Origin of the sequence: Yersinia enterocolitica, assembly GCA_002082245.2 — a bacterium.
Taxonomy (GTDB): domain Bacteria; phylum Pseudomonadota; class Gammaproteobacteria; order Enterobacterales; family Enterobacteriaceae; genus Yersinia; species Yersinia enterocolitica_E.
Window position 1 is genome coordinate 449,873 of record NBTC02000002.1, and the last position, 13,762, is coordinate 463,634.

The window sequence follows — 13,762 nt, forward strand, 5'->3', positions numbered from 1 at the left end:
TAATTCGGGTTAGTGATATGACTTAAGTCAAGTTTATCAAAATTATATAAATAAGGTTAATGTTTATATGTATTAGGAATCATTTATTAATCGCAAGGAGCATGGATTTACTGCACACATTGATTATTTGTATGATTTTTAAACGATGAGAAGGGGGCGGGGCGATATTATGGCCATCTGAATGTAAATGCATCCAGATGGCTAGGCAGAGCAGGTCTTGTGGGACTAAAAGTCCCCTGGTGTTGGCGAAAATATATTCTTTTTTGACTAACTTTCTTAGCGTCTGTGCGCTAATATATTAGTTCTATAATATCTAAAACTAATTATTTAAAGCAAAAACAGTCTAATAAACATAGGGCTATAATAATAGCTAGCCTTAAGTCTAGTTTGGGAAACTATCCTTTAGTCTAGGTTGTTTGTTCATATAATGTTAGCTGGGCGTTTGTGAGGAAACTCTGTAAGTCTATTTTATACACTGATTTCTATTGAAAACAATGTCATAAAATTGTATCGTTGCTCAACATATATAGTAAACTTGGTCTGTTATGATAATTGATTATTTTGACAATGAAAGTATTAATGAAGATATAAAGAACTATATTCAAAGAAGAATAAAAGCTTATGGTGATCTGCGTTATTCCTATTTGGTAATGAATAAGAAAACACCCTTACACCCGACTATTATTTCAAACTATCCAATGGATTGGATACAAACATATAAAAAAAATAACTACCACCTTATCGATCCTGTTATTTTGACGGCAAAAGACAAAGTTGCTCCGTTTGCTTGGGACGATAATTCGGTGATTAATATAAAGTCAACCGACTCAGCCGTATTTAACCTTGCCAGAGAATATAATATCATTAATGGTTATACATTTGTTCTTCATGATAATAATCATAATATGGCAACGCTGAATATTTCTAATGGAAGTGATGATAGCATTTCTTTTGATGAGAGCATTGAGACCAATAAAGAGAAAATTCAAATGCTGCTTATTCTGACTCATGATAAAATGTTGGGTCTTTACCACAAAAATAACAGTAAAAACAATAAGTTGAATGGTGCCGGTGACGAAAGGGAAATCTTTTCGCCTAGAGAGAACGAAATTTTATATTGGGCTAGTGTCGGCAAAACATACTCGGAAATCTCCATAATATTGGGAATAAAAAGAAGTACAGTTAAGTTTCATATTGGTAATGTTGTCAGAAAACTTGGTGTTTTAAATGCCAAGCATGCGATAAGACTTGGCATAGAGTTAAAGTTAATTAAACCTATTTAACTATATCTGGCACCGCTAATGGCCAGGTTTCAAGTATATGAGGTTCAACGTGATGCGTTCTGCGTATCTTCTTTATTAATTGTTGTTGGCTATCAATGTCGACACCCAGATGTAAAAGATAAATAACCTCATTTTTCTCTGACTCACCTTGGTTTAAAACTGTAATATTCCAGCCGGAACGCTTCAGTAATACATACATCCCTCGGCTGACAACAGTCAGTATACCTTTATAATTACGGCTTCTGGCATAATTAACCATTGCTAAAAAAAGTAATACGCTGAGTGCACTATTATTGCCTACCATATCTCTTGCTAGTTTTTTTTCAACAAAGAAACGGCTGGATTCTATAAAACCATCGACCGGAAGGTCAATGTCGGAAAAATAAGGTGCGAATGGCCCTGCCACCATTGTCGGATATTTCATTTCAATAAATCTGACACTGCAAACAATAGTGTCCTCTATTATTCCTAATATATAGTTTGTATTCTCATCATCATATTGGTCGCTTTCTCTGCCATCAGTACAGGTTACTTTCCAATCTAAGCGATCTTTAAATGTTATTTTTCTAAGTGTGAAGATCTCGTCTAACTTTCTTTCAGGCATACTGTTAAAGTTTACGTTAAATAGTTTTAACATGATGAAAACCAAAGTTATTTAATTAAACCAGCATCGTACACGATCTCTGTCCGTTAGTGCAAACATTGAACGAGGTTAGACAACGCCATGAATAACTAATGAATGTCAGCATCGTCGTTCAATTATTCTACAAATAGCAAAAAGACAGACAATCTATTTTTGATGGCCACGTGCTATAGGTGCGGTACTCGGAGAGTTGATGGATCTTTTTAAGAGAAAAGTGACATCAGACGGGACTTTTCAACAGGAAATAGTTATAACGAAACATCATTTCATTTTTTGATTGAAAAGGATGTTCACGTGGACCGCAGTCCTGCGCTTTTTACCAATAAAAAATTTGTTTTCCTCGTGGCAACCTTCTGTTGCCTTCTTTGGGGCAGTGCCTACCCTGCGATTAAAAATGGTTATGCACTGTTTCATATCGCCCCAGATGACATTCCGAGCAAGATGGTGTTTGCGGGTTATCGCTTTTTATTGGCCGGGTTAGTGCTACTCATTTTTGCTGTTGCCAGTGGTAAAGCTATTGGCCGACTTAACAAGGGCCAATATAGGCAGATTGCCATTTTAGGTCTAACACAGACCACGTTACAGTATGTCTTTTTCTATATTGGGCTGGCATATACTACCGGGGTGAAAGGTTCCATCATGAATGCAACGGGGACATTCTTCAGTGTCTTGTTGGCGCATTATATTTATAAAAATGATCGATTATCATTTAATAAAATCATTGGCTGCGCACTGGGTTTTGCTGGCGTGATGGTGGTGAATTTTGGCGCCGATTTGATGGATTTTAATTTTTCACTGTTAGGTGAGGGAAGTGTGGTACTGGCTGCTTTCATCCTTTCTGCCGCCAGTATTTACGGCAAACGTATTTCACAAACCATGGATACCACGGTGATGACAGGCTACCAACTTGCCATCGGAGGGTTGGTGTTGACGCTTGGCGGTTATCTCTTTGGTGGACATTTGAGTGACATTGGCTGGCGGGCTTTATTGTTATTGGCCTACCTGGTGCTGTTGTCATCGGCCGCTTTTGCACTCTGGAGCTTGCTACTCAAATATAATCGGGTAGGGATGGTTGCACCGTTCAATTTTCTCATCCCGGTTTCAGGTGCGGTTCTGTCCGCCATTTTCCTCAATGAAAGCATTTTAGAATGGAAGAATGCCCTTGCGCTGGTATTGGTTTGTGCGGGGATCATTTTGGTTAATCGAATAAAACAGAATAACGAATAAAGAATAAATAGTGCAAAGTTATCAATGTGGGGGATGTACTAGCCTTAATTGAATTTGAGATATTAGGGCTAATACCAGCAGTTAAATGTATTTTAACAATTTTAGCGTGCAACGATTTTTTCGATGTCGATAGAAAGCAAAGTGGCATTGGTTGGCTATAATAAACATGCACTTGATAAAGATATAAGTATCGTGTCCATTATTTCTTGAAGGTGACCTATGCTACATGTTGACATTCCAAGTCGTGAAGAATTTCTTAGTCTTTCTGATGTACGCTCCGATGCCTGCGTTTCCATCTATCTTGAAACATCACCGTTACATCAACAGTTAGCTGGCAGTAAAATCCAGCTGGGGAACTTAATAAAAGAGGCATTACAACAGCTTGAGGCCGTAAACTTTGATAAACGGCGTCTGGCTTTATTGGAAGAAGAGTTATATTCCGTATTAGAGGATGAGTCATTCTGGGATCTGCATGCTTACAGCCTCGCAATACTTGCGACGCCTGATACTTTGCGAACCTACCGTTTGGCTAATAAACTGCAAGACCAAGTAGAGATCAGTGAGCGTTTCCACCTCAAACCGTTATTACGCGCACTGACATTTCCACACTCCGCTTATATTCTGGCATTATCAGAAAATGAAGTGCGTTTGATTGAGTTTTTTGCCGATGCACCACCCGCTATCGTTTCTGTTCCCAACCTACCTGACAATGTGTTAAATGCAGTAGGTAAAGCTTCATTAAATGCACGTAAGTATGATGGCGTACATGAAAAAGTAAGGCTCGCACAATATACCCGGCAAATAGATAATGCCCTGCGGCCATTATTTGCCCGTCATAACTATCCGCTTATTTTAGTCAGTACTGAACCTTTGACGTCAATTTATCGGGCGACAAATTCATTATCAAATCTGGTGGATGAAACGTTATCTACCAATGCAGAACATCTTAATATTTCGGAACTTGCCACATTAGCGCGCCCGGTATTGGATAATTTCTATCGGGCGCAAATAGAGGGGCTGAAGCCGTTATTTGAACAGCGCGCAGGAGAACGTCGAGTCACTCATGATTTGTCGGATGCGGCACGGGCGGCAACGTTCGGTGCTATTGATTTATTACTGGTTGATATTGAAAGCCAAGTCCCAGGAACTATCAATGATCAGGGTATTATTACTTTTGCGTCAGAAGATGATGCTCTGACATATGGGGTTATCGATGAGATTGCCAGACGTGCATTGGCAACCGGAGCTCGAGTTTTGGCGGTGCGGGAAAGCGATTTAGCCGGTAATCAGTTGAGCGCTATATTGCGTTATCCACTTTAAATTGTCTTAATTAATCAAAACAGGGTCGCATAGGCCCTGTTGCACTTAGCGCTTATTCAGCCAGATATTGGCGCAGTGTATTGAGTAAATGATCGAATACCACGCGGACTCGCTGGGTATTGCGTAGATCTTCATGCATCACCAGCCAAAACTCCAGTGGATACGAGAATTCTTGTGCTAACACCCGCACTAACCCAGATTGACGAGCTATGGGTTCATGGCAGGCACCAATGCCCAAACCGCTGCGTATTGCCGCCAACTGTGCCAAATGGCTATCAGTACGTAGGCGGTATTGGTGCGGTTTAAAATCGATTCCCTGTTCACGCAGAACCTGGACATCGTAGGTGTTACGATCCGGACCGATTAACGCGTGAAACGCTAATGCTCCGAGACTCCGCGGCATACCATGGCGCTCAATGTAATCTTCAGTAGCAAACAGCCCAACTTCGCAATAACCCGCCCGTTGCGCAATAACTGGCAACGCTTTGGGGCGTAAGGTTCTTACTGCAATATCGGCTTCCTGGCGGGTTAACCCCTCTATCTTGCTACCCAGACTTAATTCCAGCACCAGCTCAGGATAGTGTAAGCGCAGAGGTTCTAAGCGTTGCGGCAGGATTTCAACGCCAAGTAACTCACTGGTGGCAATGCGCACGGTATCTTTAGCTGACCCAATATCGGCGCAGGCGGCTCGTACAAAAGCGTCGGCAGCGGTGGCCATTTCCAAGGCATGGGGTAACAGTGCCCGCGCTGTTTCCGTTGGGATTAATCCAGTGGACGTGCGGTTAAACAATTTTTGCCCAAGACATTGTTCCAGCGACTCAATATGCCGGCGGGCTGTCGGTTGCGAAACATTCAGACTCCGTGCGGCGGCAGATAAACTGCCTTCACGCATAATGGCCAGAAATGTACGCTGGTTATCCCAATCAGCAGGAGGTAGGTTCATAAAATTGATACTGTCAGATGGTCATAAATAGACAATTTCATTGCGTTCCCCTGTACGGTATCCCTATCACTTATTCATCATAACATCAGGCTTTATCGGTAACGATTTTCACCCCGACCCGACTTACCCGATCCGATTCCATTTCGGCAATCGTCCAGGTCAAGCCATCCCACTCAATCTGATCGCCAATAACAGGCTCTCCACCAAATAAATAGAGGACGAATTGGCCCAATGTTTGCTGTTTATCGATTCCGGGTTCCAGATTAAGGCCATAAATCTGAGAGATATCGTGGAGCTTGGCATCGGCATCAAGAATAAAGTCACCAAAGAAGCGTTCATCCAGTTGGATATTGGGCGACTGACTAAACAGTTTTCCCAATGCTGGCAGGTCGTGTTCCTGACCGATAACACACAAGATGTCACCTTCTTTCAGACGGGTACTGCCGGTGGGGTGCAATAAGTCTTTACCACGAAACAGCGCCGCAATACGTGTCCCTTTAGGCATTTTCAAATCGCGCAGCGCAGCACCGATACACCACTTGTCACAACTCAACTGGTAAATGAACTGTTCCCATTGGTTATTCATATCAATATCTAACCCAATGCGCGAGACCGGTGCTAGTGCTGGAGGCACCACCAATTTAGTTTTACGTGCGGCAAATGACAGGCTGGTACCCTGTAGCAGCAGTGATACCAGCACGACAAAAAAGGCCACATTGAAAAATAAATTCGCGTTGGGAATGCCGGCCATCATCGGGAATACGGCTAGAATAACCGGCACTGCACCGCGTAAACCCACCCAGGAAATAAAGATCCGTTCACGCAGATTAAAGCTTGGGAACGGCAGTAAACCAATGAACACCGACAGTGGTCGGGCGAACAAAATCATCCACAATGAGAGGAGCAGCGCTGGGATCGCTATCGGCAATAGGTCACTTGGATTAAGCAACAGCCCCAACACCAGGAACATCCCGATCTGACTCAGCCATGCCAGCCCATCGAAAGTTTGTAATATACCGGAGCGGTTACGGATAGGGCGGTTACCCAGTAATAGCCCGCAGAGATATACTGCCAGAATACCACTGCCGTTCATGGCCGTTGCCAATGAGAAAACCAGAATCCCACCACTAACTGCCAGCAGGGGATATAAACCATTCGCTAGCTCTATTCGGTTTATAAAGAGCAGCAGTAAACCGCCACCGCCTAACCCGATGATAATTCCCAGACCAAACTGTTGGATTAAGTGCACCAGGAACATCCAACTGAGGCTGGTTTCACCTGCGGAGATCATGGCAATCAAGGTAACGGTTAAAAACACCGCCATGGGGTCATTGCTGCCTGATTCTATCTCTAAAGTGGCACTGACGCGCTCGTTGAGGCCTTTACCCCCAAGCAGTGAGAATACCGCAGCGGCATCGGTCGAGCCAATAATCGCACCAATGAGCAGCCCTTGAATAATATCTAAATCGAACAGCCAGGCCGCAGCCAGGCCCGTCAGACCGGCAGTAATCACCACACCGACGGTTGCTAAAGAGAGCGCAGGCCACAGGGCAACACGGAATGATGAGGCTCTAGTGCGCATCCCGCCATCTAGCAGGATAACCGCCAACGCAAGGTTACTGACCAGATACGCCACTGGGTAGTTATCGAAAGCAATCCCGCCAATACCGTCGCCGCCTGCCAGCATACCGATGGCCAGAAAGATAACCAGAATCGGAATACCCAGCCGGGAAGAGAGTGAACTCAGTAAAATACTGGCTCCCACCAGCACTGCGCCGATCAAAAAGAGGCTATTAATTGCGATGGCGTCCAAGGTGGGAGTTCTCCTGATTTAAGGCGAAAATAAATGAATAACAGGCCAAAGTTATAAAAAATTATTATACACAGATTTACCTCATCTAATGCGAAGAGATGACCTAATTCAATGTGTTAAATCAGCATTTCTTTAGTTCATAGCGTTGTGGTACTTACTCACTTGAACCACTGATTTTGTCAGTTCTTTGGAATGGAATCATTTGCAGCTTTGCTGAAATGTAAAAGACGTTAAGTCTATATAATGATTAAAATTATGAGGATAAAAGAGGGGTCGCTCACCTTTAATTGCCCAGCGGGGAATCAAGGGTGAGCGTTGGATAGTAGAACTAGTCGCGTTTGAGTGTTACCAGCGCTCTTCTCAGTGCTTCTGCTGTCGGTGCTTTTTCCTGTTCAGGAAGATTATCGACAGAAAGCTGTGACAGTTCGTTAACTAATACGCTGCGATCTTTTCCGGTGATTGCGCTGTCCAGCGCTCCGCTAAGGCGGCTAACCAAGGCAAACAGGGTAGCGAACTCGGTGACTGCAACAGCATCAGACTTGGGATTATTCTCAGTAGATTCTTGCTTTTTCATCACAATTCCTCTTTTTGTTGTCACTGCAAGTGAAACAAATCCTGATAAGGAATAAACAGGATAGTTGCTCTGAAAGCAGAGCAAGCAGTGAGGCATTAGCCATCCCGCCATCTACATGATGGTTTCACAGTGTAGCCGTTTTATCGCTTAAGCGGTATGCCGATATTCATATCGCTTAGCAATAACATTATTCGTTTGAATAATAATTTGATTACACCGTTTGCTGCTGCGGCTTGCCAGAAAATAAGAATTTCAGCAATGGAATACGGCGATGAATCTCATATAACATGAATGAAATCAGGCAAACAAAGGCCATGCCCACTACAAAGCCAAGGCCATTATTGTCAATTAGCGGTGTAATAAAGGCACCATAAATCAAGGTTAGCGGATGATGCACCAGGTAGATGAAAAGTGAGGCATTAACCAGATAGGTGATACGTGGTGAGGGGTAGTTTAATAACCGGTACCCAATAGAGTAGACCACATTGGTCATGGTCACGCCCATCAATGCCTTGATGATAAGATCCAGCTCAAAGGCAAAAAACTCAGCAGTATTAATATGTTGGTTTATCGAATAGGCGATGAATAACAACACTGAGGCCAAAAATGCACCAGGTGAAAAGGTAAGAAATACCCGTTTGAGTGGCGGATAGATAAAGCTGTAAGCACCCAATAGAAAGAACGGTAGATAAAACAAAGTCTCCATAACAAAGAAATTGAAGACACTATTAAAGAGTATTTCCGGGTTAAGAAGAAATATTATTCTACGAATGACCGCGTAGATTAATACAAAGCCAAACAATGATAGTGAGATTTTTCCTATATTATTCATTTCCTTTATCAACACTGGAACTGACTGTTGGTTATTCTTGATTTTTTTGAACAGATAAAAACAGATTGTCGTCAGCAATGCGAGGGTTAACAAAAACCATAAGTGTGAAACCATTTCCCAAATAGCAATATTTATTTTTTGATAAATTGTAAATGAATTCCAATCTTGTAATTTGGTGGTGTAATTTTTAAGGAGGTAAAATTGTGGCAATGTTATTAATGGGATGGCGGTGAGTAACGGAATAACCACCCGCTCCAGGCGGACCTTAAGCCAGCGCTGGCGCTCATAGCGTTGATATAACATGAACGAAAAATAGCCGGAAATAACAAAGAATACCTGCATGCGAAAGGCGTGAATGAAATCGTTTAGTAAGGTAAATAGATGTGAAGGATGCGTACTATTCACTGCCCAATGATGGTTGGAGTATATAAGAGAAAGATGAAAAGGAATGCCGAGTAACATCAAATAGGCGCGGATAGCGTCTAGAAAGTACTCCCGTTGGTTAGTATTTTTTTTCATACTTATTCACTATTTGTTATCGGAATTAGAATAACGCGCCGGTTTTACCCACGGAGTTGTTTTTATAGTAAACGTTTATTGATAACAATATACGTTATTCAATGGATCAGTAAGGCGAGAAACACTACTATAAGGGCTAATAATTTTCCATAGCGTATTTTAGCTGGGCAAGATAGTCTTGTGGCTTAGCCACGGGTTTAAACAATCAACCGTCAGCATAACTCAGGCATTTACGCTAACCTGAATTTATCTGTACGGTATGTGGGATAAACCGTCAATAATTTGGCTGTGATGATTTAAGCACCCGAACAGGGGGAGATGTGCGAGTTAATATTTTTTCAAACGTTAATAGAATGTCTAAAGGGTCACGCGCGAACAGCGTCAGATGGCTGGGGGTAACTCTCTTGCTGTCATTATTCACTTCTCAGGCAATGGCTTTCTCGTTAGATGATGTGGCTAAACAGGCACAGACATTGGCGGGTAAAAGCTTCGAGGCACCAAAAAGTAACCTTCCATCGCAATTTCGCGAAATGAAATTTGCCGACTATCAGCAGATTCAGTTTAACCATGACAAATCGTATTGGACCAAACTGGATACGCCATTTAAGTTAGAGTTCTATCACCAAGGCATGTACTTCGACACACCAGTGCAGATCAACGAAGTTACTGCGACCAGTGTTAAACCCATCAATTATAGCCCTGACTATTTTAACTTTGGTTCGGTCAAGCATGATGCCGAGTCAGTGAAGAACTTAGGTTTTGCTGGTTTTAAAGTGCTTTATCCGATCAATAAAGCGGATAAGAAAGACGAAATCGTAAGTATGCTTGGTGCCAGCTATTTTCGTGTGATTGGTAAAGGTCAGGTTTATGGCCTTTCTGCACGCGGGCTGGCCATTGATACTGCATTGGCCTCTGGCGAGGAGTTCCCACGTTTTCGTGAGTTCTGGATTGAGCGGCCTAAACCAAATGACAAACATCTGGTTATCTATGCTCTGCTGGACTCACCTCGTGCCACCGGTGCTTACCGTTTCGTCATTTATCCGGGGCGCGACACCACTATTGATGTACAGGCCAAAGTCTTCCTGCGCGACAAGGTTGAGAAGCTGGGTATTGCACCATTAACCAGCATGTTCCTGTTTGGGCCAAGCCAGCCGTCAGCAGTGTTGAACTATCGTCCGGCATTACATGATTCCAATGGTCTTTCTATTCATGCGGGTAATGGTGAATGGATTTGGCGACCACTGAATAATCCAAAACACCTGTCGGTCAGCACCTATACGGTGGAAAATCCAAAAGGGTTTGGTTTGCTACAACGGGGTCGTGAATTCTCGCAGTATGAAGATTTAGACGACCGCTACGATTTGCGTCCGAGTGCCTGGGTTGAACCGCGTGGTGATTGGGGCAAAGGTAAAGTTGAGCTGGTGGAAATTCCAACGGCGGATGAAACCAACGACAATATCGTGGCCTTCTGGTCACCAGACGTGTTGCCGGATGCAAAAACATCACTTGATCTGAATTACCGCCTGCACTTCACGCGCGATGAAGAGAAATTGCATTCGCCGGACGTGGCCTATGTCAAACAGACCTTACGTTCAACCGGTGATGTGAAACAGTCGAATCTGATTCGTCAGCCTGATGGCAGTGTGGCATTCCTGGTTGATTTTGTCGGTCCAGTGTTGAAATCACTTGATGAAAATACACCGCTAGCTTCACAGGTCAGTATCGACGACAACGGTGAATTGATCGAGAACAGTGTGCGCTACAACCCGGTTACTAAGGGCTGGCGTTTAACATTGCGGCTGAAAGTTAAGGACGCAAAAAAACCGATAGAAATGCGTGCTGCGCTGGTTAACGGTGATAAAACCCTGACTGAAACCTGGAGCTATCAGCTACCTGCCGATGAATAAGTCAAATCAATCTCCTGTACAGGATTATATTGCGGACTTGCCCCTGACTGCTCAGCAGCAAGGGGCGCTGCGTGATGCTCTACCTGAAGATGTATTACTCGATAGCACCCCTGAAGCGATGCAGCATTTGCATCAGCAACTGGCGGCCAGTGCGCCACAAACGGGAGTTTTTAGCCAGGAAGACAGTGCGTTAGCATCAGTCAATGCCCGTCTGCGTGCGGCGTGGCCGGAGGCCTTGGCGCAAGGGAAACAACTGGAGTCAGATTGCGAAGGGCGCACGATCATTAATGCGATGCCGCCCATCAAACGCACCAGTATGGCACCGCAGGCATGGCGGACCAATCCGGTGGGGCGTTTTTGGGATTCATTATTGGGTCGTAACCCGGTGTCACGGGCACAAACCCATGAGCAGGCCATCGCCGAGAAGAAATGGCGTAGTGTAGGTTCTCTGCGCCGCTATATTTTGCTGATACTCATTGTGTTGCAAACTACCATTGCGACCAGTTATATGAAGACCATTCTGCCCTACCAGGGGTGGGCGTTAATCGATCCTTTTGAGATCTGGCAACAAAACTGGCAGGTTTCGGTAATGCAATTGCTGCCTTACCTGCTACAAACCGGCATCCTGATTCTGTTTGCCGTGCTGTTTTGTTGGGTCTCTGCCGGATTCTGGACCGCGCTGATGGGCTTCCTGCAATTGCTGATTGGCAAAGATAAATACAGCATATCCTCTACTATCAAAGGAGATGAGGCGCTCAATCCAGCTCACCGGACCGCGCTGATTATGCCAATTTGTAATGAGGACGTGGAGCGGGTATTTGCGGGGCTACGTGCTACTTATGAGTCAGTCGCCGCCACGGGTCAGCTTGAGCACTTCGATATTTATGTGCTGAGTGACAGTTATGACCCCGATATCTGTGTGGCAGAGCAGAAAGCCTGGCTGGAGCTGTGTCGTGATGTCGATGGGCATGGGCGCATTTTCTACCGCCGCCGCCGCCGTCGGGTTAAACGCAAAAGCGGTAATATCGATGACTTCTGCCGCCGTTGGGGCAGTCAGTACAGCTATATGGTGATTCTGGATGCCGATAGCGTGATGAGCGGTGAGTGTTTGACCGGGCTGGTGCGGCTGATGGAAGCCAATCCAAATGCCGGGATTATCCAATCTGCGCCGAAAGCCTCAGGTATGGACACGCTGTATGCCCGTATCCAGCAATTTGCCACGCGAGTCTATGGTCCGCTGTTTACGGCTGGTTTACATTACTGGCAGTTAGGCGAATCCCATTACTGGGGTCACAATGCCATTATTCGGGTTAAGCCTTTTATCGAGCATTGTGCACTGGCACCATTGCCGGGTGAAGGTTCGTTCGCAGGTTCCATTTTGTCGCATGACTTTGTGGAAGCGGCATTAATGCGTCGTGCCGGCTGGGGAGTGTGGATTGCTTATGATTTGCCGGGTAGCTATGAAGAACTGCCACCTAATTTGCTTGATGAACTAAAACGAGACCGCCGTTGGTGCCACGGTAATCTGATGAATTTCAGGTTGTTCCTGGTTAAGGGCATGCATCCGGTTCACCGGGCTGTGTTCCTCACCGGTGTGATGTCATATCTGTCTGCGCCGTTGTGGTTTATGTTCCTGGTGCTGTGTACTGCTTTGCAAGCGGTGCATACCTTGATGGAACCGCAGTATTTCCTGCAACCGCGTCAACTGTTCCCAGTCTGGCCCCAGTGGCGGCCCGAGCTGGCAATTGGCTTGTTCTCCACCACTTTGGTATTACTGTTCTTGCCAAAATTACTCAGCATCATTTTGATCTGGGCAAAAGGGGCGAAAGAGTACGGTGGGGCGCTGCGTCTATTGCTGTCGATGCTGGCTGAAATGTTGTTCTCCGTGTTACTGGCCCCTGTGCGGATGCTGTTCCATACCGTGTTTGTGGTCAGCGCCTTCCTCGGTTGGTCTGTGCAGTGGAACTCACCACAACGTGATGATGATGCCACGCCGTGGAGTGAAGCTATGGTTCGTCACGGCTCGCAATTGTTACTGGGTCTGGTTTGGGCCGGTGGCGTGGCCTGGCTGGATCTGCGCTTCTTGTGGTGGTTATCGCCGATTGTATTTTCGTTGATTCTGTCACCGCTAGTCTCTGTGGTTTCCAGCCGTCGGACATTGGGGATGGCCAGTAAACGGGCTAAATTATTTTTGATCCCGGAAGAGTATAATCCACCACGAGAATTGCTGGCGACGGAAGAGTACCTGAAGCTTAACCATCAGCGGGCGCTCAGTAATGGTTTCTTGCATGCGGTGATGAACCCATCGTATAACGCGCTGGCCAGTGCGATGGCGACAGCTCGCCACCATACCCGTGCGATTATCGAGCAGGTGCGTGGCGAGCGGCTGACACTCGCGCTGGAGGCTGGGCCGGATAAATTGGCTAAATTACAGCGTCTGGAATTACTCAGCGACCCGGTATTGATTTCGCGTTTGCACCAGCAAGTCTGGCAGCAGCCGGAGCAGTATCAGATTTGGAACGGGTATTATCGCCAACTCGCGCATAATATAAAGGCGTTTCCAGCAGCGAAGTAACGCTGATATGAAGTAACGGTAATATTGAGTAAAAACGGGCGTACATTATGTATTGCCCGTTTTTTATTGCCATTAGTACGGCCTGAAAGGTGATACGTATTAGCTAATACTGAATGGCGCTTTAAC

General features: G+C 45.0%; 10 protein-coding genes. 5 read left to right on the forward strand and 5 right to left on the reverse strand.

Annotated features, from left to right (window positions below; translation table 11 throughout):
• The first annotated feature begins 545 nt into the window (after positions 1–545).
• Complete coding sequence (locus A6J66_003345; protein ID PNM23313.1) at positions 546–1,283, forward strand: LuxR family transcriptional regulator; 738 nt, start codon at positions 546–548, stop codon at positions 1,281–1,283.
• On the opposite strand, the gene A6J66_003350 is transcribed toward A6J66_003345, so the two are convergent.
• A complete protein-coding gene (locus A6J66_003350) occupies positions 1,276–1,932 on the reverse strand; it encodes an acyl-homoserine-lactone synthase (GenBank protein PNM23314.1) in 657 nt (218 codons plus the stop codon). The genes A6J66_003345 and A6J66_003350 overlap by 8 nt on opposite strands.
• 288 nt (positions 1,933–2,220) lie before the next feature.
• On the opposite strand from A6J66_003350, the gene A6J66_003355 reads away from it, so the two are divergent.
• Positions 2,221–3,153: an EamA/RhaT family transporter gene (locus tag A6J66_003355; GenBank protein PNM23315.1), complete on the forward strand. Its 933-nt coding sequence runs from the start codon at positions 2,221–2,223 to the stop codon at positions 3,151–3,153.
• Positions 3,154–3,372: 219 nt separating this feature from the next.
• Positions 3,373–4,473 carry a hypothetical protein gene (locus A6J66_003360; GenBank protein ID PNM23316.1) on the forward strand — a complete coding sequence of 367 codons (1,101 nt, stop codon included), beginning with the start codon at positions 3,373–3,375 and terminating at the stop codon, positions 4,471–4,473.
• 52 nt (positions 4,474–4,525) lie between these two features.
• Here the strand turns inward: A6J66_003360 and A6J66_003365 are convergent, their stop codons facing one another.
• The 4 genes from A6J66_003365 to A6J66_003380 all read right to left on the reverse strand — a co-directional run bounded on the left by A6J66_003365 (position 4,526) and on the right by A6J66_003380 (position 9,154).
• Positions 4,526–5,416 (reverse strand): LysR family transcriptional regulator, encoded by an 891-nt coding sequence (locus A6J66_003365; GenBank protein ID PNM23317.1) that lies wholly within the window; start codon positions 5,414–5,416, stop codon positions 4,526–4,528.
• Positions 5,417–5,501: 85 nt separating this feature from the next.
• On the reverse strand, positions 5,502–7,229 hold the full coding sequence (locus A6J66_003370; GenBank protein ID PNM23318.1) for a potassium/proton antiporter: 1,728 nt from the start codon (positions 7,227–7,229) through the stop codon (positions 5,502–5,504).
• A gap of 328 nt (positions 7,230–7,557) precedes the next feature.
• The gene (locus tag A6J66_003375; GenBank protein PNM23319.1) at positions 7,558–7,899 is read right to left on the reverse strand and encodes a hypothetical protein; all 342 of its coding nucleotides are present in this window, start codon (positions 7,897–7,899) and stop codon (positions 7,558–7,560) included.
• 115 nt (positions 7,900–8,014) lie between these two features.
• Positions 8,015–9,154 carry a glucans biosynthesis protein MdoC gene (locus A6J66_003380; GenBank protein ID PNM23320.1) on the reverse strand — a complete coding sequence of 380 codons (1,140 nt, stop codon included), beginning with the start codon at positions 9,152–9,154 and terminating at the stop codon, positions 8,015–8,017.
• 353 nt (positions 9,155–9,507) lie between these two features.
• On the opposite strand from A6J66_003380, the gene mdoG reads away from it, so the two are divergent.
• Together mdoG and A6J66_003390 are read left to right on the forward strand one after the other, a co-directional pair.
• Positions 9,508–11,061, forward strand: a complete 1,554-nt coding sequence (mdoG, locus tag A6J66_003385) for a glucan biosynthesis protein G (GenBank protein PNM23321.1) — start codon at positions 9,508–9,510, stop codon at positions 11,059–11,061.
• Positions 11,054–13,636 (forward strand): glucans biosynthesis glucosyltransferase MdoH, encoded by a 2,583-nt coding sequence (locus tag A6J66_003390; protein PNM23322.1) that lies wholly within the window; start codon positions 11,054–11,056, stop codon positions 13,634–13,636. Before mdoG ends, A6J66_003390 begins: the two co-directional genes overlap by 8 nt.
• Positions 13,637–13,762: the final 126 nt, after the last annotated feature.